This is a genomic window from Antrihabitans spumae (assembly GCF_043944905.1).
GTDB classification, from domain to species: Bacteria; Actinomycetota; Actinomycetes; order Mycobacteriales; family Mycobacteriaceae; genus Antrihabitans; species Antrihabitans spumae.
In genome coordinates this window covers 1-25,615 of the sequence record NZ_JBIMSN010000051.1, presented here as the reverse complement: position 1 = coordinate 25,615, position 25,615 = coordinate 1, and the positions used below count along the sequence as shown (strand labels likewise).

Annotated in this window: 24 protein-coding genes and 1 pseudogene; 11 read left to right on the top strand and 14 right to left on the bottom strand. The window is 63.2% G+C overall.

The features are described from left to right. Window positions 1-298 precede the first annotated feature (298 nt). Entirely contained in the window at window positions 299-961 is a 663-nt protein-coding gene (locus tag ACHIRB_RS11895; protein ID WP_395126147.1) for an STAS domain-containing protein, read from the top strand. A gap of 87 nt (window positions 962-1,048) precedes the next feature. On the opposite strand, the gene ACHIRB_RS11890 is transcribed toward ACHIRB_RS11895, so the two are convergent. Next, the gene (locus tag ACHIRB_RS11890; protein WP_395126148.1) at window positions 1,049-2,191 is read right to left on the bottom strand and encodes an acyl-CoA dehydrogenase family protein; all 1,143 of its coding nucleotides are present in this window, start codon (window positions 2,189-2,191) and stop codon (window positions 1,049-1,051) included. A gap of 75 nt (window positions 2,192-2,266) precedes the next feature. Between ACHIRB_RS11890 and ACHIRB_RS11885 the strand changes: the two genes are divergently transcribed. Then, a complete protein-coding gene (locus ACHIRB_RS11885) occupies window positions 2,267-2,872 on the top strand; it encodes a TetR/AcrR family transcriptional regulator (RefSeq protein WP_395127693.1) in 606 nt (201 codons plus the stop codon). A gap of 41 nt (window positions 2,873-2,913) precedes the next feature. On the opposite strand, the gene ACHIRB_RS11880 is transcribed toward ACHIRB_RS11885, so the two are convergent. The 7 genes and pseudogenes from ACHIRB_RS11880 to ACHIRB_RS11850 form a co-directional block, all read right to left on the bottom strand. After that, a complete protein-coding gene (locus ACHIRB_RS11880; protein ID WP_395126150.1) occupies window positions 2,914-3,705 on the bottom strand; it encodes a GGDEF domain-containing protein in 792 nt (263 codons plus the stop codon). 252 nt (window positions 3,706-3,957) lie between these two features. Further along, entirely contained in the window at window positions 3,958-4,725 is a 768-nt protein-coding gene (locus ACHIRB_RS11875) for a DeoR/GlpR family DNA-binding transcription regulator (RefSeq protein ID WP_395126151.1), read from the bottom strand. A gap of 10 nt (window positions 4,726-4,735) precedes the next feature. Then, window positions 4,736-6,454: a 4-hydroxythreonine-4-phosphate dehydrogenase PdxA gene (gene pdxA, locus ACHIRB_RS11870; protein WP_395126152.1), complete on the bottom strand. Its 1,719-nt coding sequence runs from the start codon at window positions 6,452-6,454 to the stop codon at window positions 4,736-4,738. A 94-nt stretch (window positions 6,455-6,548) separates the two neighbouring features. Beyond that, window positions 6,549-6,833: pseudogene (locus ACHIRB_RS11865) on the bottom strand (four-carbon acid sugar kinase family protein); the annotation flags it as partial. Window positions 6,834-6,906: 73 nt separating this feature from the next. Continuing rightward, window positions 6,907-7,587 (bottom strand): SDR family NAD(P)-dependent oxidoreductase, encoded by a 681-nt coding sequence (locus ACHIRB_RS11860; RefSeq protein WP_395126153.1) that lies wholly within the window; start codon window positions 7,585-7,587, stop codon window positions 6,907-6,909. Further along, complete coding sequence (locus tag ACHIRB_RS11855) at window positions 7,584-8,825, bottom strand: sialidase family protein (RefSeq protein ID WP_395126154.1); 1,242 nt, start codon at window positions 8,823-8,825, stop codon at window positions 7,584-7,586. Before ACHIRB_RS11855 ends, ACHIRB_RS11860 begins: the two co-directional genes overlap by 4 nt. A gap of 29 nt (window positions 8,826-8,854) precedes the next feature. Beyond that, the gene (locus ACHIRB_RS11850) at window positions 8,855-10,432 is read right to left on the bottom strand and encodes an ABC transporter substrate-binding protein (protein ID WP_395126155.1); all 1,578 of its coding nucleotides are present in this window, start codon (window positions 10,430-10,432) and stop codon (window positions 8,855-8,857) included. A 310-nt stretch (window positions 10,433-10,742) separates the two neighbouring features. Between ACHIRB_RS11850 and ACHIRB_RS11845 the strand changes: the two genes are divergently transcribed. The 7 genes from ACHIRB_RS11845 to ACHIRB_RS11815 all read left to right on the top strand — a co-directional run bounded on the left by ACHIRB_RS11845 (window position 10,743) and on the right by ACHIRB_RS11815 (window position 18,034). Then, a complete protein-coding gene (locus tag ACHIRB_RS11845; RefSeq protein ID WP_395126169.1) occupies window positions 10,743-11,675 on the top strand; it encodes an ABC transporter permease in 933 nt (310 codons plus the stop codon). Next, window positions 11,675-12,616 carry an ABC transporter permease gene (locus ACHIRB_RS11840; protein WP_395126156.1) on the top strand — a complete coding sequence of 314 codons (942 nt, stop codon included), beginning with the start codon at window positions 11,675-11,677 and terminating at the stop codon, window positions 12,614-12,616. The genes ACHIRB_RS11845 and ACHIRB_RS11840 overlap by 1 nt, the downstream gene beginning before the upstream one ends. 1 nt (window position 12,617) lies before the next feature. Then, the gene (locus ACHIRB_RS11835) at window positions 12,618-13,442 is read left to right on the top strand and encodes an ABC transporter ATP-binding protein (RefSeq protein WP_199706219.1); all 825 of its coding nucleotides are present in this window, start codon (window positions 12,618-12,620) and stop codon (window positions 13,440-13,442) included. Continuing rightward, the gene (locus ACHIRB_RS11830; RefSeq protein WP_395126157.1) at window positions 13,439-14,350 is read left to right on the top strand and encodes an ATP-binding cassette domain-containing protein; all 912 of its coding nucleotides are present in this window, start codon (window positions 13,439-13,441) and stop codon (window positions 14,348-14,350) included. Before ACHIRB_RS11835 ends, ACHIRB_RS11830 begins: the two co-directional genes overlap by 4 nt. Next, window positions 14,347-15,306 carry an aldo/keto reductase gene (locus ACHIRB_RS11825; protein WP_395126158.1) on the top strand — a complete coding sequence of 320 codons (960 nt, stop codon included), beginning with the start codon at window positions 14,347-14,349 and terminating at the stop codon, window positions 15,304-15,306. The genes ACHIRB_RS11830 and ACHIRB_RS11825 overlap by 4 nt, the downstream gene beginning before the upstream one ends. Window positions 15,307-15,320: 14 nt before the next feature. Further along, the gene (locus tag ACHIRB_RS11820; protein WP_395126159.1) at window positions 15,321-16,085 is read left to right on the top strand and encodes an HpcH/HpaI aldolase family protein; all 765 of its coding nucleotides are present in this window, start codon (window positions 15,321-15,323) and stop codon (window positions 16,083-16,085) included. Window positions 16,086-16,192: 107 nt separating this feature from the next. Continuing rightward, a complete protein-coding gene (locus ACHIRB_RS11815) occupies window positions 16,193-18,034 on the top strand; it encodes a serine/threonine-protein kinase PknD (RefSeq protein WP_395126160.1) in 1,842 nt (613 codons plus the stop codon). An 11-nt stretch (window positions 18,035-18,045) separates the two neighbouring features. Here the strand turns inward: ACHIRB_RS11815 and ACHIRB_RS11810 are convergent, their stop codons facing one another. Further along, entirely contained in the window at window positions 18,046-19,224 is a 1,179-nt protein-coding gene (locus tag ACHIRB_RS11810) for a DUF6777 domain-containing protein (protein WP_395126161.1), read from the bottom strand. A 328-nt stretch (window positions 19,225-19,552) separates the two neighbouring features. On the opposite strand from ACHIRB_RS11810, the gene ACHIRB_RS11805 reads away from it, so the two are divergent. Further along, complete coding sequence (locus ACHIRB_RS11805) at window positions 19,553-20,593, top strand: YncE family protein (RefSeq protein ID WP_395126162.1); 1,041 nt, start codon at window positions 19,553-19,555, stop codon at window positions 20,591-20,593. 24 nt (window positions 20,594-20,617) lie between these two features. Here ACHIRB_RS11805 and ACHIRB_RS11800 read toward each other — a convergent pair whose 3' ends face one another. Then, a complete protein-coding gene (locus ACHIRB_RS11800) occupies window positions 20,618-21,274 on the bottom strand; it encodes a DUF2510 domain-containing protein (protein WP_395126163.1) in 657 nt (218 codons plus the stop codon). Window positions 21,275-21,292: 18 nt separating this feature from the next. On the opposite strand from ACHIRB_RS11800, the gene ACHIRB_RS11795 reads away from it, so the two are divergent. Beyond that, window positions 21,293-21,538, top strand: a complete 246-nt coding sequence (locus ACHIRB_RS11795) for a hypothetical protein (protein WP_395126164.1) — start codon at window positions 21,293-21,295, stop codon at window positions 21,536-21,538. Here the strand turns inward: ACHIRB_RS11795 and ACHIRB_RS11790 are convergent. The 4 genes from ACHIRB_RS11790 to ACHIRB_RS11775 all read right to left on the bottom strand — a co-directional run bounded on the left by ACHIRB_RS11790 (window position 21,535) and on the right by ACHIRB_RS11775 (window position 25,472). Next, window positions 21,535-22,527, bottom strand: a complete 993-nt coding sequence (locus tag ACHIRB_RS11790) for an isopenicillin N synthase family dioxygenase (protein ID WP_395126165.1) — start codon at window positions 22,525-22,527, stop codon at window positions 21,535-21,537. The genes ACHIRB_RS11795 and ACHIRB_RS11790 overlap by 4 nt on opposite strands. 61 nt (window positions 22,528-22,588) lie before the next feature. Next, the gene (locus tag ACHIRB_RS11785) at window positions 22,589-23,062 is read right to left on the bottom strand and encodes an AAA family ATPase (RefSeq protein ID WP_395126166.1); all 474 of its coding nucleotides are present in this window, start codon (window positions 23,060-23,062) and stop codon (window positions 22,589-22,591) included. Beyond that, the gene (locus ACHIRB_RS11780) at window positions 23,047-24,960 is read right to left on the bottom strand and encodes an excinuclease ABC subunit UvrA (RefSeq protein ID WP_395126167.1); all 1,914 of its coding nucleotides are present in this window, start codon (window positions 24,958-24,960) and stop codon (window positions 23,047-23,049) included. Before ACHIRB_RS11780 ends, ACHIRB_RS11785 begins: the two co-directional genes overlap by 16 nt. Window positions 24,961-25,007: 47 nt before the next feature. After that, on the bottom strand, window positions 25,008-25,472 hold the full coding sequence (locus ACHIRB_RS11775) for an SRPBCC family protein (protein ID WP_395126168.1): 465 nt from the start codon (window positions 25,470-25,472) through the stop codon (window positions 25,008-25,010). Window positions 25,473-25,615: the final 143 nt, after the last annotated feature.

Genomic DNA, 25,615 nt, shown 5'->3' with positions numbered 1-25,615 from the left:
ACGACACGCTCAGACTTTGCTGGCGTCCGGTCGTACACCATCCTGCTGGACTCAACCGAAACGGGCGTTTGGTCGTCCGAAAGTTGGGTATTCAAGCGCAATCGACCACGGTCCGTGTGTGAACAGTGGTCTGATATGCGCACGATGTGAAAGTTCCAGCTGCCCCGGACCCTGGCGGCCCCGAAGATCTGTGCCTATGGCACACCACCTTCAGAGGGATCATGACGTTCTCAGTGGTTCGGGTTCCGCACGACGTCAGTGACGATCGTTGCGTGCCAGCGGTTTCAAGGATCTGACGATGTCCTTGTCCATCTCGACGACCACGACCGACACGGTGAATCTGATCGCGGTCGAAGGGGAACTCGACCTGGCCACGGTGGATCGTATGGTCGGCGAACTCGGCCCGTGGGCGCGAAAAGGCAGACACCTTGTCCTGGACCTGTCACGACTGACCTTCTGTGACGGGATCGGGTTGGCGGCGTTTCAGGTATTGCACACACATGCGGCACTGGCGGGCGGATCCCTGTATCTCATCGAAGTCCCATCAGATATCAGTCGGCTTATGCAGCGAGTGGGGTTCGACCGTCTTGTTCCGGTAAGTCCAACTCGCGCACAGTACAACAGGCCGGGCATGTGCAGCCGGCTTGTAAATCCGCCCGATCTCGACGTCGCCCTCGTTCGACGCTGGTGCACAGATCGGGTTCCCGAGTACGTTCGCAGCGAATTCCGTATCAGCTGCGAAATTGCGGACAGTTGTCTCACCATCCACGAGTGCTTCGGCCCGAATTGGTACCCGATGGCCTTTGCTCGGCTGCGCTACAACGGACTCAACGGTTTGTGGGTTTTGCAGTGGCGCGATCGTGGGCGCGAATTTCGGACCTGCGAATTCCTTTCGCCGAGTGCGCAAGTGCAAGATTTGCTCGACTACCTCGACACCGACGATCCGATCTTCTGGGGCTAGGGATCATCTGCGTCGAGCGCACAGTTGTTCAGGAAAACAAGCCTCTCGGGACCTGAACAGCTATGCACTCGATTGTTGTTCGACTACCTACCGGTCGGCGAGTGACCGTGCGATGACGAGACGCTGAATCTGGTTGGTGCCCTCGAAGATCTGGGTGATCTTCGCCTCTCGCATGTAGCGCTCGACGCGGAAGTCACGCGTGTAGCCGTAGCCGCCGAGTACCTGCACAGCATCTGTGGTGACCTTCATCGCGGCGTCGGTGGCGACTAGTTTGGCGACCGAGGCGTTGCGTGAGTAGGGGAGTCCGGCGTCGCGGCGTCGGGCGGCGTCGAGGTAGGTCGCTCGTGCAGAGTCGACGGCGGCGGCCATGTCGGCGAGGAGGAAACCGAGCCCTTGGTGGTCGATGATCTTGCGGCCGAACGCGGATCGTTCCTGCGCGTAGGCGACAGCGTCGTCGAGGGCCGCCTGTGCGAGACCGACCGCGACCGCGGCGATTCCGAGACGGCCTGAATCGAGTGCGCTGAAGGCGATTTGGAGTCCTTGACCCTCCGTACCCACGAGCCGCTCGGTTGGTACGAACGCGTTGTCGTAATAGGCAGCGGTTGTCGGGATGGCATGCAGCCCCATCTTTTCCTCGGGCTTGCCGAAGCTGAGGCCGTCGGTGTCCTTGGCAACCAAGAAGCAGGAAATGCCGCGCGACCCCTCACCGGTGCGAGCGAACAAGTTGTAGAAATCGGCGACGCCACCATGGGTGATCCACGCCTTGGATCCGGTGACGAGGTACCCGTTTTCGGTCGCGCTCGCCTTGCAGTTCAGCGCAGCGGCGTCGGACCCCGCCTGCGGTTCGGAGAGGCTGTAGGCGCCGATCGTGTTGCCGCCCAGCATGTCCGGTAGCCATCGTTGTTTTTGTTCGTCGGTGCCGAAGATCATCATCGGGTGGCAGGCAAGGGTGTGCACGCTCACCGCGACGGCGACTGCTGCCCAACGTGACGCAAGTTCCTCGAGGACCTGCAGGTAGACCTCGTACGGCTGGCCCCCGCCGCCGTACTCCTCCGGATAGGCGAGGCTCAGCAGTCCGGCCTCGCCGAGCGTTGCGAAGACGCCCTCAGGGTAGGTTTCGGCCTTCTCGTGCGCGTCGACGATCGGGGTGAGCACCTTGTCGGCGACGTCGCGCGTGAGCTGGATCAGCTCGTGGGCTTCCGGCGTAGGCAGCAAGCGTTCGACGGCCAACGGATACTCCTTCGAAACTACTTGGAATGATACTGAGGTATCTTAGAGAGTACTGTCAGCGAAGGAGTACTGCAAGTGACCCCTCAGTACCATTCCGGTGTGTCCCCCCGCGCCCCGCAGTTCACTACCCACCGGCGTGCAGAACTGTTCGACAGGTTGGTGGAGTTGTTCCTGGCCGAGGGATTTGCGCATCTGACGCTCGACGAAATCGCTTCTCGCCTGCGGTGTTCGAAATCGACGCTCTACACGCTGGCGGGAAGTAAGGAGCAACTCGTGCAGGCGGCCACGGTGCATTTCTTCCGGAATGCTGCTGTTGCAGTGGAGGAGAAGATCGCTGACGTGACCGGACCGCGGGAGCGGATCGCGGCGTATCTGTCCGCGGTCGGAGTCGTCCTCGGCGGCGCATCCGACCAGTTCATGGAGGACCTCGACGGCTTTCCGCCCGCGCGCGAGGTCTACGAGCGAAACACCGAGATAGCGGCTGACCGGGTCAACGAGCTGATCACCGACGGTGTTGCAGGGGGAGTGTTCCGCGACGTTCATGCAGCGTTCGCCGCCGATCTCGCAGCCACGATGATGGTCAGAATCCAACAGCGGGCTGTGCACGCGAAGACGGGACTGGACGACGCCCAGTCCTATCGTGAACTTGCGGCTATCCTCACGTCGGGCATCAGTGTGTGAAGGTCGCACGAAGTCGGTGCAATTCGAAGCGCGCGGTCGGACTATTCATGGTCTTTGCTCGTCCGGCCTTCGTAAAGCAGTTTGTCCGCTCGGTCGATGGCAGCGGTAAGTGTCTCGTTCTCGCCGATGGTCACAAGTCCGCAGGTAACTGAGTTGTATCCCGCCGCGAGCAGATGAACGTTCACGGCCTCGATTCGCGTACGAGCATCCTCTTCTGTTGCGCCGACAATGGAAAAAAGAAACTCGTCTCCTCCATAGCGGACTGTCAGGTCATACTCACGTAGCATCGACCGCAGTGTCATCGAAACAGCCTGTAGCACACTGTCACCGGCAGCGTGACCACGTCGATCGTTGATCTGTTTGATGCCGTCGACGTCGAGGAATCCGAGCACCATGGATTGGCCGGTCCGTCGCGCGGCGCCGAGGTCGCGGGCAATCTCGATCAGGCCTGAATCGCGCCGGTAGGAGCCAGTGAGTTCGTCGATCGATGTGTCGTGTCGGTCCTCGGCAGAGTTGGAGCGGTCGGTTTGAGCGTGGCTTCGCATGTTGGCTGCGAAGAGTCGATCGGACGCTGCACCCAGGCGATCCCGCAACGCCCAGTACCGGGCCTGTGCTGCCGTAGCGTCGACGCCGTCATCGTCCATTTCGAGAGCGATGCTGACGTCATCACGAGCGAGGGCCGCGGCGTCGCGTTCGATGGCCGCCATGTCCCCGGAGGTGGCCTGCGCATCGAGCTCGTCAGCCGCAGTATCGCGAATATCACCGGGGCGTTCGCGCGAGGTGAGGCTGGGATTGTGTTTGCGGCGCCGAGCCGACTCGTCAGGTGAAACCATCTCGAACCCCGAAAACATTGGCTTTAACAAAACAAGGGTATGAACCGCTCCGGTGTCACGGTACCAACAAGCCTGCCCTTAGGGGCATACCCACAGGGTTCCGCGCCAAACGGACGTACGGTCCGCCGGCAAGCGCAATTTCGCCGCCGCGACGCCCGCGCGCAGCCCTAGTTGGCATTTCGGCCGGGCATGTCAGTGCATCGTCTTGGTCAGCCCGGCTGCACATCCGGTCCCGCAGTTCGCAACCGACAGTCAGACCGTCACGACTGCGATACCGGCGTCGGTGAAGGGGTGTAACTGTTCGTCCGTTGCCGACGAGTCGGTGACCAACGTGACGCCGGGCGGAAGCGGTGCCCATGCGTGGAACGGTCGTTGGCCGAGCTTGGCTGCGTGTGCGAGCACGTACACCTCGCCGGCGCGCTCGATCATCAGTTCCTTGAGGCGGGTCTGTTCCAGCTCTGCCTCGCAGATGCCGCGATCGGCGGTGACGGCATCGGCGCCGAGAAATGCGCGGTCGAAAGATACTCGGGCAAGGGCAGATTCGGCGAGTGGTCCGACGAACCCCTGGCTCAGATGCCGTAACGTGCCGCCGAGACATTCGACTCGCACGTCGTTGGCGTCGGCAAGTTCTTCCAGAGCGGTCAGCCCGGCGGTGATAACGGTCAACCGCGTTGCGTCGCGGAGAAATTCGCCCATTGCGCCGACGGTCGTTCCGGCGTCCAACAGTACGGTTTCGCCTGGAAGCACCTGGCTCGCCGCCCATTTCGCGATCGCCCGCTTGGCTTCGAAGCCTTCGAGTGCACGCTGCCGAATCGACGACTCGGGGTGAGCGTCGAGCGCGATCGCGCCGCCGTAGGTTCGGGCGAGCAAACCCTCGGTCGTCAGTTGGCCGAGGTCACGGCGGATGGTCGACGGCGTGACGCCGAACAGAACCGACAGCTCCTCGACGCTCGCGAGACCGCTGGTCTTCGCCAGCCGGACGATCTCTGCACGCCGTGCCTGTGATTGTCGGACCGCCATCGCACCTCCCCTAGACTGCGGCCGTACTGGTGGCCAATTCGGCCGCCTGCCGCAGGGCCTCGACCATGCTACCGGCCTCGGCAATGCCCTTACCTGCAATGTCGAATGCTGTTCCGTGGTCAACCGACGTGCGGATTACTGGCAGTCCGACGGTGATGTTGACGCCGGCCTCGATGCCGAGCACTTTGACAGGACCGTGTCCCTGGTCGTGGTACATCGCAACGATGAGGTCGTAATCACCACGACCGGCAAGGAAGAACGCGGTATCGGCGGGCAGCGGACCGGTGACGTCCATACCTTCGGCCCGGAGCAAATCCACTGCAGGGACGATCTTTTGATCCTCCTCGCCGTATCCGAACAGTCCGTTCTCGCCGGCGTGTGGGTTGATTCCACACACGCCCATCTTGGGGCTCGAGTTGCCCGATCGAACGAGCGCGTCGTGGCCGCGGCGGATCGTCCGCTCGACGAGCCCCGGTTCGATCTTGGCGACGGCGTCGAGGAGTCCGATGTGGGTGGTCACGTGGATGACCTTCAGCTTCGGCGTCGACAACATCATCGACACCTCCTCCGTACCGATCAGGTGCGCAAGTAGCTCGGTGTGGCCGGGGAAGATATGTCCGGCGGCATGGAGTGCTTCTTTGTTCAGGGGTGCCGTGCAAATCGCCTGCACATCACCTGCGACGGCCAGTTCGCTTGCGACACGGATGTATTCGTACGCTGCATGGCCGGCGACGGGAGACAATTCACCCCAGGCGAGATCCTCGGGAAGTAGGTCGAGATCGATGACATTGATCCGTCCCGCGACGAACTCTGCGTCCGACACCTTCTCGACGGTGACGATCTCGGGTTCGAGGCCGAGGACACCGGCGGCAAGCCGCAAGCGGGACGCATCGCCGATGACGATAGGGCGGCACCACGCTGCAACCCGAGGATCGAGCACGGCAGGCACGATGACCTCCGGGCCGATGCCGGCGCCGTCGCCCATCGTCAGTGCTACGTACGGAAGGTTTCCTGTCATGGGATGCGCCTTACTGCTGTTGGGTCGAAGGTATGCCGCGATCGCCGCAAGTGAGCGGTGGTCACCGAAACTGCCCGGGCGTGTCACCACTGTGCGGCCGCCAGGGGTCACGGACACGATTGCGCCGGGCGCAATCTCGTGAACTGGTTCGAGTCGAGCTACGCCTAGGCGGTCGAGCACGGTGCGTGCGGTCTCGCCGCCTGTCAGCACCAGATTCGTGGAGTCGTCGATGAGGCGTGCTGCGACGTCTGCGAGTGCGCTCACCAAGCGGTGTGAGTTCTCTGGGTCTACCGTCCCGGCGATCGCAAGTGCGATCACATCGGCGTGTGCAGACACGCTCGCTCGACCTGCCAGAAGCTCTGCCGGATCGAGTCGCACCACGGGTATGGAATCGGCCTCGAGTTCGTCCAATTGCGCTGCAGCGTTGGAACCGGCGGTGCCGACGACGACCACCGTGCGTGCGGATTCAGCGACAGGATGCGAAACAGGAGAGCCCGGAAACAGCCGCGCGACCGCTGTGGTCAGCGCACCGGTTCCGACAAGGATTGTGTCCGTAGATGACTGTGCAACGACCGCATCCAGGTCGGCGTCGGACGTGATGTCGACAATCCGAACACCAGCGATGCGACCGACCGCCGCGGCGATGCTTTGCGGAGCCTGCGCGGTCTCGGCCGCCCACAGATCCGTCTGGTGCAGTGGTGTGTCGTTCACATGCACAACGCCACCGATGACGTGCCGTCCGAGTGCAGGATTGCCCCGCGGCAACGACGACTGGTCGGCCGGTGGCTGCTGCGGCGCGAACTGTAGCGGCGATATTGCCGCGTAGTAGAGAATCGATCTTGACGACTACTCGCATGGCGGCTGCAATCGAAAGAGCTTCCGATACAACCTTTTCCGCGTCGGCGGAATGAAGTCGGCGGGTGCGCAGATCGACAACGGTTACACCGTCGGCCGGGGCGGAGGGGGTCAACTGCACTTCGACGCGGAGGTCGCGACCCAGGAATGCGGCTGCAGCTTCGGCGGCACCGGACAGGTCGTCGGCCAGCACAAGCAGGGACTGCTCGGTCTCGGCGAACGCTGCGGTGCTCATGTCCGGACCCGTTCGAAAGGCTGCGTGTTCCGTGCGTCAAAATTACCAGAATTGCGCATTTCGCGCAGAATATTCACAATGATGATCCGGCGCACTGCACCAACGCCTGGCCGGTGATGCTGCGTGCGCTCGGGCTCAGCAGGAAGGCCACGGTTCCGGCGATCTCCTCCGGCTCGATGAACCGGCCGAGCGGTGGCATTCTCGGCGGGGTCGCACTTCGAGCCGGGTCGGACAACATCGGAGTCGAAGTAGGGCCGGGGGCAACGACATTGACGGTGATCGCACGGTCCATAAGTTCCAGTGCCCACGATCGGGCCATGGCGTATTGAGCGGCCTTCGTCGCGGTGTACTGACTCTTCCCCGCGACGCCCGTCATCGTCCGGGATCCGATCAGCACGATGCGTCCACCGTCGACGACGTCGCCGATCAAGGCATCGACGAGTTGTTCGGCGGCCGCGACATGGACCTCCCACATCGCGCGACTGTCCGTCGTCGACAAATCCCCGAGTCGCGCAGAACGCTGCAGACCCGCTGCGTGGACGATCGCATCGATCGGGCCGAGATCTGTTACAGCAGAACGTATGTTGGCCAGGTCGCTCAGATCGCATTCGATCCACGAAAACGCCGCGTCCTCGAATTCCGGGCGTCGCCTCGACAGCCCTGTCACCAGCCAGCCGTCGTCGAGTAACCGACGCGCCGTCGCAGCTCCGATTCCGGAGCTGACGCCCGTGATAACCGCACGTGATTGACTCACGGCGTCGGGCCGTTCGACAACCAGGTCGGATCGACGCGCACGTACTCGATCGCCTGGCGGAATCGGGTGAAGGCGATGTGCAATGCACCGTCCGACGAGCCGATGATGCTGGGGTACGAGTACTCCCGATTCAAGCCGTCGCGGGAATTGTTGGTGAGGCAGTAGCCATCGCCGACCTCGAGGTCGCGCTGGACCGGCCAGGTCAGCCCGCCGTCGGAGGAGACTGCCAACGTCATCGGTGCCCGGGGCGCGCCCCAGAAAGCCGCTCGGCTGTCGCCGTCGTCGATCGGCGTCGGACTTTCGATAGCCGCATCGGCAATCGAACCGCTGTCCGCCAGCCCGTCGTCGTCGATTTCGTCGTAGAGCGACGTCCGGCGTGCCGTGGCGTCCGCGGCACTGGAGTTGTTGAATACCAACGCAAGTCGGTCGTCCGGCAAGACCACGAACTGGATCGACGAGTTGTTGTTCGGCAGGTCGATCGCGACGGGTGCCGACCAGGTATCGCCGTCGTCTGTGGACACACTTCGATAGATGTGATCGGCCCACCGGCTGCGATACAGGGCGACCAGTGAGCCGTCCGACAACCGACCGATGTTCATGTGGACGCATCCGACGCTGTCCGGTACGACAACCTCACGCCAGTGCTCACCGCGGTCGTCGGAAATCATGACGCCGCTGTAGTCCCGATCGCCGACCCACCTGCGATCAGGAACACGAACGCAATGGAAGACGGGTAGCAACAGCCGCCCGGACGGAAGCACCGTCAGCGGTTGTCGGACGAAGACGCCTCCGGAAGAGGTCTCCGGAATCAGGGTGTGTGGCAGACCCCATGATCGGCCGCCGTCGACGGAGATTCGGCGCTGGACCCGGGCAGTGTCCTGATTGCCGGCGTGCTGGGAAGTCCACAGCAGCCATACGGTTCGGTCGTCGACTACCTGCAACACGGGATTCTGCTCGGACCTGGTCGGGTCGTCGGACAGTTGCACCGGTGCCGACCAGGCCTCGGAGTCCGGCGCCAGGGTCGACAGCCAGACGCTGATGTCGGGTACGCCCTCCTGGGTTCCGGCAAACCATACGCAGGCAAGCGAATTATCAGGCAGCAGTGCAAGGTTCGCGGCGTGATTCTGCACCTGTGGCGCGGGAAGCAGCGCGTCGGATCGTCCGCGTTCGTGGCTGGAACGTACGACGCCGTCGGTGCTGCCGACAGTGGTCAGTGTTCGTTCGGTTCGTTCGGTCATTCGAGCTCCGGATTCCTCAGCTGGGCTGGTCATACCTTCAGCGTCGCTGCGCTGAGGTCGTAAGAATTGGTTGGTCGTAGCCCGACATCGCCGATCCTGCTCCGGCGGGCGAGCACGACTCTGGGAACGAACGACCACATGCTCGGGCAGGTTTCCCAGATCATTCGCTGCGCCTCGGCAAGCAAGGTCGCCCGCCGCGCGGGATCGGCATCCTCCGACGCTCGGGTGATGACGTCGGTGATGTCGGGAAAGATGTAGCCGTGGTAGGTGTCTCGCGTGGCCTCCTTCTCGGGGGTCCCTGCGTACATGCCCTGCAGGATGGTGACACCGAGACCGGTGGGTCCTGGAAAGCCGTTCCCGAGGACGTCCCAATCGCCGCCGCGGCCTTGGCGCCAGGTGGAGATGTCGCCTCCTGGCTCGAACTGCTGCAGAGTCGGACGAACGCCGACCGCGGAAAGCATCTGTACGACGGCTTCCATGATGTCCGTGTCGGCTACGAATTCGCCTGTCTCCCAGATTATTTTGAGATCGAGATTGCGTACGCCCAAAGCGTCGAGTTCGGCGCGAGCGCGCGCGGGATCGTAGATGTACTCGCCGGTCTCGATCGCGCCGTCGAGAGTGATCGGGATGACTCCCTTGGACGCTGTTGCCGAGCCCTGCATCACCTCGTCGATCAGCGACTTGCCGTCGATGGCGTACGTGAGTGCTCGACGAACTCGAGCGTCGGCCAGGGGGTGGCCGGCAGGTTTGCGGAAGTTGAAGAACAACTGATTGAGCCGGACGCCGTCGACGCGATCGATGGTGACGCCGGACAATCCGGATAGCTGATCGGCGGAATCGGGGGAGATGGAGTCGATGACGTCGACCTCGCCGCTGCGTAGTGAGACAACGCGGTTCGACTTGTCCGGTACGAAGCGCACCTGTACGGAATCGATGTTCGGCGCGGCGCCCCAGTAGTTGGTGTTCTTCTCCAGGGTGTAATCGCCGGTTCCGCGGTTGCTCGCGGTCACGACATACGGACCCGACCCGACGCCGGACTGCAGCTCTTCCGGGAGGTTGTCCGCGGCCGGTGTGATCAGGATGTTCGACATCAAGTAGTCGAGCACAGGGACCGGCCGAACCGTATCGAGAGTGAAGCTCGATTCGTCGATCTGGCGCACCGTCGGCCACTCCGGGAAGAAGGCGCCGACGAAGGAGCCGTTCACCTCGCTGTACATCTGCAGTGCGGTTGCGACGTCTTGTATTTGGACCGGACACCCGTCGGAGTACACGATCCCGGGGCGCAGGTGGACGTACCACTGCGTCGGGTTGACGAGCTCGAACTTGTCCGCAAGAACAAGTTTCGGCTTCAGGTTCTGGTCCAGCGTTACCAGGGACTGGCGCACGGCGCGCTGCACAGTCAGTGCTGCATCGGACTGGTTGAGCTTGTTGTCCAGACTCACCAGCGAGCGGTTGAGCGCGAGGCTGACCGTCCGCGGGCCGGGTGTTCCGGTCGGTGTAGCGCAGCCCACGACGGATCCGAGGGTCAGGCCGGCACCGAGAACGAAGCCCGAGCGGAGCAGTGCTCGTCTCGAAAGCTGATGCTGTAGAGGAGATCTGGTCATCATCGACCTCTCGAAGAAGGAGTGACGTCGAAAGCTGAGCTGCTCGGACAGCGGTCGAGGGACTTGGCGACTGTGATCACGGGCACAGTGAACAGAATACGCAGAAATGCTTGCAATGCGCAACAACAATCCAACACTTGCGTGAAACGCGCAGAAATGGCATTGTGAGCTGAGTTACACCGAACGCCGCGATCAGCGGCCCGATCAACACCGGACGAATGGTGCACGGATGACACAGCAACTCGCGGAGCCAGCGCCGACAGACGCGACCCGCACTGCGCCCGTCGGCAAGAAGGCCGCACGACGGGCTGCGATGCCCCGGTACATCGTGAAACGACTCGCACAGAGCCTGTTCACCGTATTCCTCACGCTCAGTACCGTTTTCGTGCTGATCCGGATGGCGCCAGGTGACCCGGCATATGCGATGGCAGGCCCGCTGGCCACCTCGGACGACCTTGCTCGCATTCGGACGGACATGGGCCTGGATCAATCCGTCTTCACGCAGTACCTGCTCTACCTCAAGGGTCTGGTGCAGCTCGATTTCGGTACGTCGTACTCGTTCCGAGCGCCGGCGCTCGATGTTGTCCTCGGTCGGCTGCCGTACACGATCACCCTCGCAGTGGCGGCCATAGTGCTGACCACGTTGCTCGCAATTCCCCTCGGCGTCTGGATGGCGCGCCACGCCGACACCCGTCGCGAGCTCGGTGCCAACGTCGTCACGATCGCCGGACAGTCGATGCCCGACTTCTGGACCGGGTTGATGCTGCTCACCGTCTTTGCCGTCGTCTTCCCGATCCTTCCGTCCGCTGGGTTCACGCAGTGGTCGTCGCTGGTCCTGCCCGCTGTGACGGTGGCTGTGCTGCAGATTGCGTTGATCTCCCGGATGGTTCGACGCGAGATGGTCAATTCGTTCACCTCGCCGTACATGACCGTTGCCCGTGCTCGAGGAGTGTCGCAACGCGAACTCACCTGGCGGTACGCGATGCGCAACTCGGCGATCCCCGTGTTGACCGCACTCGGAACCAGATTTGCCTCGATGCTCAACGGCGTCGTCGTGGTGGAGGTCGTGTTCGCATGGCCGGGCGTCGGATCGCTGGTCGTGCGAGCGCTCGAAACACGTGACTACCCACTCATCCAGGCGACCGTCCTCGTGACCGCTGTTCTCGCAATCCTCGTCCAGCTCCTCGTCGATCTGTGTTATCCGCTCCTGGACCCGCGGGTGCGGCTCGGAAAGGGTACGAACTGATGACCACCGTCGCCGAACGCACCGGGCCCGTGCGCCCAAGTGCAGTCACTGCCAAGGACATTGCACGCGCTGGCGCTACCCGACGCGCTCGCGACAGTCGCCTCAAGATCTGGGTCGGCGCGATCTGCGCACTTGCGGTGATACTTCCTGTCGCATTTGCGAGAGTGCTACCTCTGCCGTCGCCCGATGCAACCGATCTGGGAAAGCGTCGCCTCCCGCCGTTGACCGAAGGACATCTGTTCGGCACCGATCAACTCGGACGTGACCTGCTGGCACGCGTCCTGTACGGCGGCCAGGTGTCGCTCACCATCGGTGTGCTCGCCATCGTGGTGTCCGGTCTGATCGGGTTGCTGCTCGGTTCGCTCGCCGGCTACCTCGGCGGCTGGGTCGACACCGCTGTCAGCCGACTTCTCGAAGCTCAACTCTCGCTGCCGCTGCTGATGATGTTGCTGTTGGTCGTAGCCTTGTTCGGTCCGTCGATTCCGGTCATCACGTTTGTCATCGCGATAGCCCAATGGCCTGAAATTGCGCGTCTCACAAGGTCTCTGGTGCTGGTCGAGCGGGAGAAGCCGTACATCGCCGCCGCCCGTGTGCTCGGACTCGGTAAATTCGCGATCCTGCTTCGCCACGTTCTACCCAACGTCATCAAAGCTGCGTCACTGGTCGTCCTCCTGCTGCTCGCCCAAGCTGTCCTGCTCGAGAGTGCACTCGGCTACCTCGGAGCAGGGCCGCAGCGGCCGTTCGCAACCTGGGGTCGCATCATCGCCGACGGCCAGGACTACATCACCACCTCCTGGTGGTTGGTCACGCTGCCCGGTCTCGTGATCGTGCTGATGGTGGTCGGTGTGAACCTGCTCGGTGACGGTCTGCGCGACCGGCCCGCGGGCTCGGGTGCGCGTGGCTTCCTTATGCGATTCCGCCCGAACAGAACTGGAGCGTGACGTGGGAAATCTGCTGAAAGTCGACGAGTTGCAGATCGAGCTCGTGACGGCGAGAGGCGTCATTCGGGCCGTCGACGGTGTCTCGTTCTGCATCGACGCCGGCGAGACGGTCACGATAATCGGGGAGTCCGGCTCCGGAAAATCGACCACGGCGATGGGCATACTCGGCTTGCTCCCGGAGGATCTTGCGGTCCTTTCCGGATCCGTTCGCTTCAAAGATCGCGATATTCTCGGTGACACCAAGGCGCTTGCCGATGTGCGTGGCAAACACATTGCGCTCATCCCGCAGGACCCGATGACGGCCCTGAGCCCTGTCCACACAGTGGGGAGCCAACTGCGAGAAGCGGTGCGCCACGGCGGTGTTCGTGGCAAGTCGAAAGAAATCGCCCGTGCCGTGGAACTGCTCGAACAGGTGCGCATCCCGAATCCGGAAACCCAACTCGGCAAGTATCCGCATCAGTTCTCCGGCGGCATGTTGCAGCGGGTCCTGATTGCCGGTGCACTCGCCGCGGACCCGGAACTCATCGTGGCCGACGAGCCGACCAGCGCACTCGACGTCACCGTGCAAGCGAGCATTCTCGATTTGCTGATGGAACTACAGGAGCGCACCGGAATCGGCATGCTGGTGATCACACACGATCTCGGCGTCGCCCGACTCGTATCGGATCGCATCTACGTGATGAAAGACGGTGCATTCGTCGAGAACGGCGAAGCGGAAGATCTGGTGCGCAGGCCACAGAGTGCGTACACGAAGAAACTTCTCGATGCGATTCCCGTCTTGGGACCATGGAGTGCGGCAAAGACGGAAGTAGGAGTTTCGGCATGAGCGAAGCAACGGCACAGCGGGAAACGCTATTGGCGGTCGAGGATCTCGTCGTGGAGTATCCGGTTGCCACCGGTACGTTCCGTGCGGTCGACTCGGTCAGCTTTGCGGTCAGCAGGGGAGCAACCGTGGCCATCGTGGGGGAGTCCGGGTGCGGCAAGTCCACGATCGCGAAATCGATCGTCCGGCTGCTGACCCCTACCTCCGGTCGAATAGTCATCGGGGACACAGATATTGCGCAACTATCCGAAAGGGCGCTACGACCGTTTCGATCCCGCGTGCAGATGGTCTTCCAGGATCCGTACGGTTCACTCGACCCACATTTGACCGCGGTCGACATCGTAGGCGAGCCGCTTCGGCTACAGGGTGTGCGCGCGAAGAGCGCGCGAGCGAAGAAGTCTGCGGAATTGATGGACCGTGTCGGTCTACCGTCCAGTGCTTTGCATCGTCGCCCGGCAGAGTTCTCGGGCGGCCAGCGCCAACGCATCGGTATTGCTCGCGCGCTTGCGAGTGGTCCGGAGATCCTGGTGTGCGACGAGGCGACGAGCGCACTCGATGTTTCCGTGCAGGCTCAGGTTCTCGACCTGTTGCGCGAGATCCAGAAGGACACCGGCCTGACCTATGTGTTCATTTCGCACAACCTCGGTGTGGTGCGTGAGATCAGCGAGACCGTCGTCGTGATGTCGAAGGGGCGAGTCGTCGAATCCGGTTCTACAGCAGAGGTTCTGGCGCACCCACGAGAGCCGTACACGCAAGCACTGCGTGCCGCGGCGCTCGATCCGACAGCAATGGTCGGCATCAAGCCGAGACACGTCCTGTCCAGGCAAGCTGCCGCGCCACAACAAACCGAGTCGACACCCAGCTTGGCCGAAAAGTCGTCAGCTGCCCGATCAGTAGGAGCTTCCTCGTGACTACCCACAAGATGTTCTCGCCGATGGTGCTCGGCACCATGACGTTCGGCGACACAGTGGACATCGACGGTGCGGGGGCGTTGCTGGATGTGGCGCTCGACGCCGGGATCTCGCATATCGACACCGCAAATGGTTACGCCGCAGGTGAAGCCGAGCGCATCTTGGCGAAGCTGCTTGCAGGCAAACGGGATTCGGTCACCATTGCGACCAAAGCCGGTATGTACCTCGGCGACACCGACGGACATTCCCCGTTGTCGCCCAAGGGATTGCGGCTCAGCCTCGAGGCCAGCCTCTCGCGTCTCGGCACGGATTACGTCGATTTGTTCTACCTGCATCAACCCGATCGAGTCGCTTCCCTGGACGACACACTCGGTACCGTTGCGGAGTTCGTTGCCGAGGGAAAGATTCGCGAACTCGGTGTCTCCAACTTTGCCGCGCGGCAGATCGGCGAGGTGGTCCGGGTCGCCGATAGAGTCGGCGCGCCGCGACCGATCGTCGCTCAGCAGTTGTACAACCTGCTGGCGCGTCGGATCGAGGACGAGTACGTCGAGTACGCGACTGTTTCAGGTCTGACGACCATGGTCTACAACCCGATCGGCGGCGGATTGCTCACTGGCAGGCACCAGTTCGACGAAGCGCCGACGGAAGGCCGTTTCGGCGATTCACGTCTCGCCGAGATGTACCGCGAACGGTATTGGAACACTCAGATCTTCGAGGCCATTACCGCATTGACCCGAGTCGCCGACGACGCTGGACTTCCCTTGACCGAACTCGCGCTGCGGTGGCTTCGCTCCAAGCCCGTCGTGGGTCCCATTCTGCTCGGTGGGTCGAAAACGTCTCACCTGCAAGCCAATATCGAGGCTCTCTCACGCGGACCGCTATCCGACGATCTGGTCGCGGCCTGCGACGAAGTTGGCGCCGCACTGCGTGGCCCGATGCCCGCATACAACCGATAGGAACATCGATCACAATGTCTGCCGCTGATTTCGCCGCCCGCCTTCGAAACCGGGAACGGGTGCTCGGATACTGGTCCGTGATCGACAGTCCGGTCTCCACGGAATGGCTCGCCCACATCGGCTGGGATTACATCGCGCTCGACCTGCAGCACGGCCTGATCGGCTACGACGGCATGCTGCGAGGCTTGACCGCGATCGACGCTGCACACGGTCCAGCTGGAATCGTGAGGGTCGAGGCGAACGATCCGACACCCATCGGCCGCGCGCTCGACGCCGGCGCCGTCGGGGTCATCGTCCCGCTGATCGATTCTGCTGCGGACGCGGCCCGTGCGGTTGCAGCGAGCCGGTACGCGCCGGTCGGCGTGCGGTCCTACGGACCGATGCGATCGCAACTCCGGATCGGCCCGAACCCGGCCGATGCGAACCGCGACACCGTGGTCCTGGCCATGATCGAAACGCCACTCGGCCTGGAAAACGTCGAATCGATATGCGCGGTGGCCGGTCTCGACGGCGTCTACGTCGGTCCGTCCGATCTTCGGCTCGCGGTCGGTGGCTCCTCACCCTCCGATCCGACTGTCGACGAGCAGTTCGAAGCCGCTCTGACTCGCGTCCGTGACGCGGCAGCGGCGGCAGGTATAGCCGCGGGAATTCACACGGCTTCGGGTGCGCTCGCGGCACGCCGGCTCAGTGAGGGCTACACCTTCGCCTCCGTCGCATCCGACCTCACCCACCTCAAAGCCGTATCGGCAGCGCACCTGAAAGACGCGCTGGGGGAATAACATCGGTGATGTCCGGCCATCGGCGGACGCCTGGTTGGAACACACCCCTTTCGCGCCCGCTGTACGTACACTATTCAGGGGCGAAACGTCTGTGAGGTGGTGTTCTGATGGGCGGATACACCTTGCGGCCGGGAGATGTGTTCGTCGGCTACACCATTGAGCGGGTGTTGGGCGCGGGCGGAATGGGCGCGGTCTATCTTGCCAAGGATCCGCGCCTGCCCCGACGAACGGCCTTGAAGTTGCTCGACCGCAATTTGACCGCGGACGACGACGTCCGGGTGCGCTTCGAATTGGAAGCCGATCATGCTTCGCGACTGGAGCATCCGAATATCGTGGCGATATTCGACCGTGGACGTGACGGCGACCAGGACTGGATCGCGATGCAGTACGTTCCAGGAACGGATGCGAGCGAAGCTGTCCGCGATCGGCCTATGGATCCCGAACGTGCCGTGCACATCATTACCGAAACAGCGAAGGCCTTGGACTACGCGCACGAAAACGGCGTTCTCCATCGTGATGTCAAGCCTGCCAACATTCTGCTCGGCAACGCCGGATCCGGTCAGCCCGAACGGGTAGTACTCACCGACTTCGGGATCGCCAAGGCGCTCAACGATACTCACGATTTGACGAAGTCCGGTTCGCTTGTCGCCACGCTGCTGTATGCAGCACCGGAAGTGTTCGAGGGAATCCGGCTCGACGGCCGGTCGGATGTGTATTCGTTGGGATGCACTCTCTTTCGGCTCATCACCGGTCGCGTGCCGTATCCCGGACCAGACATGCTTGCGATCGTCCGCGGTCATCTGGAGGCACCCATTCCGAGTCCTTCGGCACTGCGTCCAGAACTGCCGCGAGCGTTCGACGACGTCATCCGGCTGGCACTCGGCAAGAATCGCGACAACCGCACCCCCAATTGCATTGCACTCGCGCAGGCCGCGCGACGCGCGCTTGCCGTGCCGACCGTGCAGATCCCACAGGGTAGGTACTCACGAACGCAGCCGACAGCGGTCCGTCGTGAGGTCCCGTATCGACCACCACAACCTCCACGCCCGCCGCTGCCGAATTTCCCGGCGGACAACAGGCGACCGCGACGTTTGCCCATCGCATTCGCCGCCGCAGTGCTCGTGCTCATCGGACTTGCTGCGGTTGTCGCATTTGTTTACTGGCCACAGTCGAATGATGGACCGGCGCAATCCGTTTTGGCGTTCAGCGGGCTCGACTATCCGGTCGGTGTTGCGGTGAGCGCCACCGGAGATGTACTGGTCGCGGATAGCAACAACAACCGAATTGTGAAACTGACGGCGGGCGCCGATACCCAGACTGTGCTGCCGTTCACCGGCCTCGATCGCCCGACCGGGGTGGCGATCAACGCCGCCGGGGACGTATTCGTCACCGACACCAAGAACAACCGTGTCCTGAAATTGGCTGCAGGAGAGAGTGATCCGACCGCGCTGCCGTTCACCGACCTGGCCGGGCCGGTGGGACTCGTCGTGACAGCGCGTGGCGATGTTTTCATTGCAGACAACAACAACGACCGTGTCGTCGCGCTCCCCGCCGGGGCCAACCGCCAAACCGAAATACCCTTCGCCGGTCTCGCTGGTCCGACGGGCATCACCGCAAATGCGGCGGGTGACCTCATTGTCGCCGACACCGACAACAAACGGGTTCTCCTCCTTCGCTCAGGGTCCACGAGCCAGACGACTCTCCCATTCACCGGACTGGCAAGCCCCACCGGCGTCGCCGTACATATCACCACCGGTGACATCGTCGTCACAGACAACAAAAGCGGCCGCGTCGTCTCACTGCCGCGCGGTGGTGAACGGCCGACCACGTTGCCGTTCACCGATCTTTCCGGGCCGATCGGAGTTGCCGTGAGCGAGGTCGGCGAGCTGTTCGTCACCGACAACAGCAGAGTGCTGAAACTGCCTGGTGCGCTGACGAATCCGAGTTGACGCCAATCCGTTCAGAAGCTGCACATCTTCACCACGCCGTTTTCGAAGATCACCGTGTGGCCGTCGGTATGGAAGTCACTGGTCCCGCCGTTGATCGAGGTCTTGATGTCGTACCTGATTTCGCGATTCGGCCCGCCCGGTGTCGATTTGTCGAACCGGTAGTCAGCGAACCGAAAGTCGTTACCCTGGCCCGCGCGAATCCCCCGGATGCGGTCGCGCCACTCCTCGAAAAAGTACGAGGGCGTCGAACAGAACACGGCTGCGAGCGCCGCTTCGTCGCGAGCGTTGACGGCGGCGTAGAACGCCTCGATCACCCGCCGGCCGTCCGCCTCCGACGGCGCAGAATTGGCGGCGGTTGTCGTGGCCGACGGGCGGGGAACTGTCCGCGTCGTCGGCAGATTCTCGGTCGAGGGTTGCTCCTTCGTTGTTGTCGGCCGTTCCGCAGTGCCGCTCGGCGGCGGCGACGACCCGCCGATTTGGATCACCAACGGACCGCCGATGACCACGTTGATCACGGTGATCTGCGTAATCGGCGTGGGAGCCGCTTGGACGACGACGATCACGTTCGGATCGAACTCCGGCCATGGCTGGCCGGCGTACTTCGGTTTCGTACCGGACAGCACGGGCGGTAGCAGTGGATTACCGCACTGGCAGCGCACCCGTGGCACCCCGCGATCGTCGAGAAGAACCGCGGTGCCTGCCTGAAGAACGGACTGAAGCGGGAATGCCGCACCGTTCTGAAATCCGTGATTGGTGACCCGAGTGTCCGCAGCCAGAAGGACTTCGGTGAGGGAATCGATATAGGCATCGACGTCGGAAATGCCGAGCACGCGCGCCCACGCTTGTCGCTGCGCATCATTCCTGGCGAGGAATGATTTCAGCTTCGCCTTGTCGCAGACGGTCAATTCGTCCGAGCCACCGAAGATTCCTGTTCTGTCCCCGGGAACGGCAACCAACGGCGCCCTACCGGCCTCCGTCGCGACGGGCACGGCCACCGGCGCCGTCGTCGGCACAGTGGACGGAGCACCCGGTGGGACTGCCGACTCCGTCCAAGGAAACTCGCCTTCCGATGCCGCCGCCTCCAGGAGAACCTCCCCGCCCTCTTCGTCGCCACCTCGCACGAAGATCAGATAGGCGCCGACGAGCAAGGCGATGATCGCAACTGCGAACGCGAGCAGCGGCCATGCCATCGTCCTTTTGCGTTCGGGTGGTGGTGGCGGTTGCTGCCAAGGGGCGCCGTGAGGCTGCCACGACGGAGGTTCAGGCGGCCCGGAATAGTAGCTCATCGGTCGTTCTCCGATGCATGTTGCGAAACCGGCGTGATGGGGCCCGACCCAACCAATATTGCGTGAATGACGATACGCGCATTTCGACCTCGGATGGTGTGGTTGAAGCCCTGTTTACGCGGCCGATTGCGGTGTTCGTAGGCCGTGCTCGGGCATATCCTGAATTCGAGATCGAATTCCCGGGTGACGTCATCCCGCACGTCCCTTTCCGCCGCCGATGCCGGAGGGAACAGTGAACATCGGGCCCTCGCGTAGAAGTCCAGTCCTGTTCGGCCTCATCGTCTTTGCGGTCGTGTGCGCGATCCTTGTAATCGCGTTGTCGATCGGCTTTGCCGTGCATTTCCTGCGTGCGGGTCCGGGGCCCTCGATTAACGAAGCGCAGGCAAGCGCGACCATCGAAGTGGGGGAGGCGCCATGGGGCGTCGCTGTCGACACCGCGACCCACACCGTGTACGTCACGAACAAAGACTCCGACACTGTGTCGGTGATCGACGGCGCCACCCGCACAGTCACCGCGACCATCGGAGTCGGTGACAATCCGAGGGGCCTGGCGATAGACCCGGCGACACATTCGGTCTACGTCGCAAACTCGCAGAGCAACTCTGTCTCCGTGATCGACGGTGCAAGCTTGACGGTGGTCGCGACTGTTGCGGTTGGCGATCGACCCTTCGGCGTGGCGGTCGATTCCGCGGAGCAGTCGGTATATGTGACGAACTACCTCGGTAACAGCGTGTCGGTGATCGACACCAAGCGCGTGGCCGTCGAGGCGACAATTCAGGTCGGTACGAATCCCTCCGAGGTGGTCGTCGACACAACCACCCACACCGCCTATGTCATCAACGTCGAAGACTGGACGATATCGGTGATCGACACCACCAATAACCATGCGGCCGAGGATATTTACGTCGGAGGATCGCCACACGGCGTTGCGGTCGACCCGGCTACTCAGACGATCTACGTCGGCGTTCGGAAGATCAGCGATGGCGAAGAAGACACCTTCGTCTTGCCGATCGACGCGGAAAATCGCACCAGCACCACCGTCGTTTCCCTGGACGGCGACCCGGTTCGGACTGCGTTGGACTCTGACAATCACGTGCTCTACGCGACTGTTGCCGACCCCGACAGACTCGTCGTGATCGACCCCCGAACTCGGGCAGTGACCGACATCTTCAAGGTTGGAGACTTTCCCGGCGGGATCGCGGTCGATCCGGAAACCCGCACCGTCTATGTCGCCAATTTCACCAACGGAACCATTTCAGTCGTTATCCGCTGAAGCGCACCGTCCTGGAGGTGCGAGTCAGTCCGAACGCTCCGCGCCGAAAACCCGGCCAACCTTGATAGCCGACGCAACAACAAGGGGCGCAACAGGATCGGGCGGCCCGTACCACTGCAGCCTCGTCACAATGTACTTACCCGGGACCGCATACTTCTTCTGTTCCACCGTGGTCGTGACACTCGCTATCTTCTTTCCGGATTCTTCGAGGACGGAGAAGTCCGACCACCGGGACTTCTCGCGCTTGATCAAGCCGACTCGTCGACCGCCAACCCGCAACGACAGCTTTGCCGCACCAAGCACGTTGTCCTGGACGATCTCACCGACCGGTCCAGCCCAAGGCTGTTCGACGACGAAGCGGTACCTGCCGAAGGACTCGTCCCTCACGAGCAGGATCGGCTGCCCGTTCGCATCTGCGACATGGAGTTCGTTCGCCAGCACGGAAGCCGGCGCACCGTTGCGTTGCCCGACGAGCGACCCGATCGGCCGATCGTTCTGGTCGAGGATCGACGTCCCTCCCTGCACCAGGAGACCGGCTTTGGCGACGAACTGCAGAACCGGTTCCGCCAACACGCTGCCGATGCTCGCAGGCTGAGTGTGCGATGTCCATGCAGAACCGTCCCACCACCGGAACCCGTGATCGCGCGGATACCAACCGGGAGGGGGCGGCGGATTCGCCATCTTCGTAGGATACGTCCGGTGTCGGGACGAAGCAGCCCACTTCGCCGGAAGTCGAAAGCTGCTGGGACGTATGCAGAAGTTGGCAAGCGACCCGAAGAAGGTGGTGAACGTGGTCGCCCACGCGCTGACCTCGCGGCGCCCGAAGCGACGGTTCTGTGCGACAACGTCAATCGCCTACAGAAGTCGCTCGTTGCGATCACACCCGCCGCCATCAACGACGCCGTGTTGGCGGCAGCGACGACAGGTAGCCGAGCCAGGGCCTAGTAGGCGGCGGGTGCACCGCCTGCTTTGATTCCGTGGTGCAGTTCGGCGACGTCCGGGTGTGCTCGAGTTCGGGACTTCCACGCGTTCTCGCCGTAGGTGGTGAAGATCGGGTTGTCCGGGTCTGCCTCCACCCCACGTGACTTCGCGGCGAGAGTCGGCGGAAGTTCGATGATCGGTACGACGGCATCGAGCGCTGGGTTCAGAAAGTACGGTATCGAGACCCGGTCGGTACCTGGCCGCGGCGCGAGGACTCGGTGCTTGGTCGCGCGGAGATAGCCGTTGGTCGCGACCTCGAGCAGTTCCCCGATATTGACGATGAACGCGTTCTCCAGCGGAGGTACATCGACCCACTCGCCAGGTGTGAGTTCCACCTGGAGACCTTCGGAGTTCGGCGCAACCAGCAACAGCGTCAGCACTCCGGAATCCTTGTGCGCCCCAACGCCCTGTGGGTTGTCGACGCTGCCCGGGTAGCGGACGACCTTCATCAAGGTCGCCGGCAACTCGGCGAATGCGTTGTCGAAGTGATCCTCCGCCGCGCCGAGGGAGACGGCCCAATGCCGCAGCAAACGGAGCCCGACCTCGGCGAGGGAGTCGTCCCACGCCTCGAAGACTCGGCGGAGCTCGGGTAGCGCCGAGGGCCACAGGTTGGGGCCCTGCAGGTGCCAGTAGCCCTCGGCGTCGGTGAGCACGGTCCGCTCGGGGCCGATGTCGATCTGCTCCCGCCAATCGACCTTCCCGTTCGTCAGTTCGCCGCCGAGACGGGAGTAGCCGCGAAACTGCGGGCTCTTCAGCTGACTGATCTCGTCTTTCGCGGCATCGGGCAGTGCGAAGAACTGTTCGGCGATCTGAAGCACCTCGCGGATGCGATCAGCTGCGACGTCATGGCCGACCAGGTAGAAGAAGCCCGCCTCGTGCGCTGCCTCGCGAAGGGAGACGCGAAACGAGGTCGGATCGGACTCTGCGGCCTTCAGATCGACAACAGGAAGCATCACGCCACAGTGTCATGACCAACGATCGCTCACCAGAGATATTCTCGGCGTGAATCTGTGGTCAGATGCCGCTGACAGGCGCGAGGTAGCGCCCGGTGACACTCGCGGTGGATTGGGCGATGTCGACCGGTGTGCCGGTGGCGACGATGGTCCCTCCCGCGTCGCCACCGCCGGGTCCCATGTCGACGATGTAGTCGGCGTTGGCGATCATGTCGAGGTCGTGCTCGATGACGACGACAGTGGCGCCCTTCGCGCTGAGGCGGTCGATGACGCCGAGCAAGGTCCGGATGTCGAGGGGGTGCAGGCCGACGCTGGGTTCGTCCAGTACGAACAGTGCAGCGGACTGTGTGCGGCCGAGTTCGGTTGCGAGCTTGAGTCGTTGCGCTTCGCCGCCGGACAGCGCCGGAGTGTCCTCACCCAGGGTCAGGTAGCCGAGTCCGAGGTCGATGAGCGTCTGCAGCTTCTTACCCACCTTGGGGAGGTCCTCGGTGGCCGACAGTGCCTTGGTGACGGTGAGGCCTAGGAGTGCGGGCAACGACAGCCCGTCCGGCCCGCCGCGCCGAATATCCTGTGCGGCAACGGCATAGCGGGTGCCGTCGCATTCGGGGCAGGCGATGTCGACGTCGGGGAGAAACTGGACGTCGAGCGAGATCTGGCCTGTGCCCTCGCAGCGTGGGCAGCGCAGCGATCCGGTGTTGTATGAGAAGTCGGATGCGGTGAGGCCACGGCTCTTCGACTCGTCGAGGGCGGCGTAGGTACGGCGAAGCTCGTCGAGGACGCCACTGTAGGTGGCGACGGTGGACCGCACGTTGGTGCCGATGGGGGAGGCATCGACAACATTGACGCGTTCGATGCCCGACGGTTCCACCGAGGTGACGTGTGCGGGCAAGCGCTCGCCGGTCGCCGCGGTCTGCAACGCCGGCACCAGGCTCTCCAGCACCAGCGTGGTCTTGCCGGACCCGGAGACTCCGGTGACCGCGGTGAGTCGGCCTTTGGGAATTTCGACGTCGAGAGCGTGCACCGTGTGCAGCGGACGGGTGGCCAAGCGGATCCGGCCGTGGTCGAAAAGCTGTCCTGGGGTGACCGTTTCGCGCACGCGGATCGGTCGACCAGCACGACGGAGTTTCCGTCGCGCAGCAGGTCGCGGATGACGCCGTTGAGGCCGTCGATGTTGGACGGGTGCAGCCCGATGGACGGTTCGTCGAGGACGTAGAGCACCCCGGTGGTCTGGTTGCGCACGGCTCGGGACAGCGCGACCCGTTGCCGTTCACCGGTGGACAGGGTGGCGCTGGGCCGATCCAGGCCGAGATAGCCGAGGCCGAGTTCGACGAGCCGCTCCGCCATCTCGAGCAACTGTCCGACGATAGCCGTTGCCATCGATCGCATGTCAGGAGGCAGAGTGTCGAGGATCGTTGGCGCCCAAGCGATCACTTCGTCGAGGGGCTTCGCGGTCGCCTCGGCGAGATTGATCCCGGCGACGTGTGGGGCCAGGGCTCGCTCGCTCAGTCGGGCGCCGTGACACGTCGGACAGGTGCCGGTGTTGATGAACTTGTTGACCCGGTTGACGCCGGCTTCGCTGGCGGCCTTGTCGAGCGCTTCCTGCACGGCCAGACGGGCATTGCGGTAGACGAAGTTGATTTCGAACAGCTTTCCGCTCTTCGATGGCACCGTGATGCGATGCTTCTCCGCGGGACCGTGCAGGACGATGTCGCGTTCGTCGTCGGTGAGATCTCGGTAGGGCACGTCGGTGCGCACGCCGAGTTCGCCGACCATTTGTGGCATGACGGTCAGACCCATCATCTTCCACGGGGCTACTGCGCCGTCGGCGATGGTCCGTGAGGGATCGGGAACCAGAAGTGCGTCGTCGATTTCGCGCACAACCCCAAGTCCGCCGCAGGTCGCACATGCACCGTCGGAGTTGAAGGCCAGCGCCTCGGCACCAGGCGGACTGAAAGTGACACCACAGACCGGGCAGGTGAGGTCCAGCCCGGCTGCGACGTCGATCGTCGGCTGTTGCCGGTGGCCGTTGGGGCAGACGTGTTCTGCGAGGCGGGAAAACAGCAGGCGCAGTACGTTGAGTAGTTCGGTCGAGGTGCCGAATGTGCTGCGGGCGCCGGGGACACCCGGTCGTTGCCGCAGGGCGAGCGCGGCGGGGACGTGCCGAACGCTGTCGACGGTGGCTTTGGTGGCGTGCGACATTCTGCGCCGGGTGTAGGTCGACAGCGCTTCGATGTAGCGACGGGATCCCTCCGCGTAGAGGACTCCCATCGCCAACGACGACTTCCCCGAGCCGGAAACCCCTGCGATGGCGACCATCCGATTCAAGGGAATGTCGACGTCGACGTTCGCGAGGTTGTGCACGCACGCGCCACGCACCTCGATGGTGGTGGGTGCGGCCGGACTCTCGGCGGCGGTGCTCTTCTCGCGGGACACAGCACCCACCCTCTCGTGTCGGACGCCCGCTCGAATGCCCGCAAACTTCAGGCGCGCGCTTCCGCAGCCGCGGCGATGTCGCGAAGGTCCTGCACCATCATTTTCTTCGTGATTGCTGCCCCGATGCGCGAGGTAACAGCGGCGACGAGCCTTCCGAACGCGCCCGACGGGCCATCGACCGCGGAGAACGTCATCGCCAATTCTGTTCGCGCACTATCGGGTACGAGCTCGAAAACCGTGGTGTAGTCCACACCACGCGCATTCGACTTGATGACCGTCCGAGTGAGTGGATCGACTTCGGCCACCCACATTTCCATCGTGTCCGATGTGCCCATCAGCTTGCGGGTCTCCCGCCACCGCGTTCCGACCTCGAACCCGCGGCCTGCCAAGCGCTCCACGCGGGTCAAACCTGACAGGACATCCACGGTGCCTTCGATGTCGGTGAGCACGGCCCATACCTCGCCGACGGGCGCATTCACTGACTGGGAAAGCCTAATTGCATTGTCGGACACTACGCCTCCGTCGATTTAGGGACGCGTCCGACAATAACGCAAATCGGACAACTGATTCACGACCGTTGTGTCAGGGTGCTGTGCGCCGATGACACTCCCTGTGTCAACCTCAGGCGGCAGAAGCTGCCTGGTGTTGATCGATG

Coding starts and splice junctions, on each gene's coding strand:
- ACHIRB_RS11895 (WP_395126147.1), top strand. CDS start 299: ATGTCCTTGTCCATCTCGACGACCACGACCGACACGGTGAATCTGATC.
- ACHIRB_RS11880 (WP_395126150.1), bottom strand. CDS start 3,705: ATGGTTTCACCTGACGAGTCGGCTCGGCGCCGCAAACACAATCCCAGC.
- ACHIRB_RS11875 (WP_395126151.1), bottom strand. CDS start 4,725: ATGGCGGTCCGACAATCACAGGCACGGCGTGCAGAGATCGTCCGGCTG.
- ACHIRB_RS11855 (WP_395126154.1), bottom strand. CDS start 8,825: ATGACCGAACGAACCGAACGAACACTGACCACTGTCGGCAGCACCGAC.
- ACHIRB_RS11850 (WP_395126155.1), bottom strand. CDS start 10,432: ATGATGACCAGATCTCCTCTACAGCATCAGCTTTCGAGACGAGCACTG.
- ACHIRB_RS11845 (WP_395126169.1), top strand. CDS start 10,743: ATGCCCCGGTACATCGTGAAACGACTCGCACAGAGCCTGTTCACCGTA.
- ACHIRB_RS11840 (WP_395126156.1), top strand. CDS start 11,675: ATGACCACCGTCGCCGAACGCACCGGGCCCGTGCGCCCAAGTGCAGTC.
- ACHIRB_RS11830 (WP_395126157.1), top strand. CDS start 13,439: ATGAGCGAAGCAACGGCACAGCGGGAAACGCTATTGGCGGTCGAGGAT.
- ACHIRB_RS11820 (WP_395126159.1), top strand. CDS start 15,321: ATGTCTGCCGCTGATTTCGCCGCCCGCCTTCGAAACCGGGAACGGGTG.
- ACHIRB_RS11815 (WP_395126160.1), top strand. CDS start 16,193: ATGGGCGGATACACCTTGCGGCCGGGAGATGTGTTCGTCGGCTACACC.
- ACHIRB_RS11810 (WP_395126161.1), bottom strand. CDS start 19,224: ATGGCATGGCCGCTGCTCGCGTTCGCAGTTGCGATCATCGCCTTGCTC.
- ACHIRB_RS11800 (WP_395126163.1), bottom strand. CDS start 21,274: ATGGCGAATCCGCCGCCCCCTCCCGGTTGGTATCCGCGCGATCACGGG.
- ACHIRB_RS11790 (WP_395126165.1), bottom strand. CDS start 22,527: ATGCTTCCTGTTGTCGATCTGAAGGCCGCAGAGTCCGATCCGACCTCG.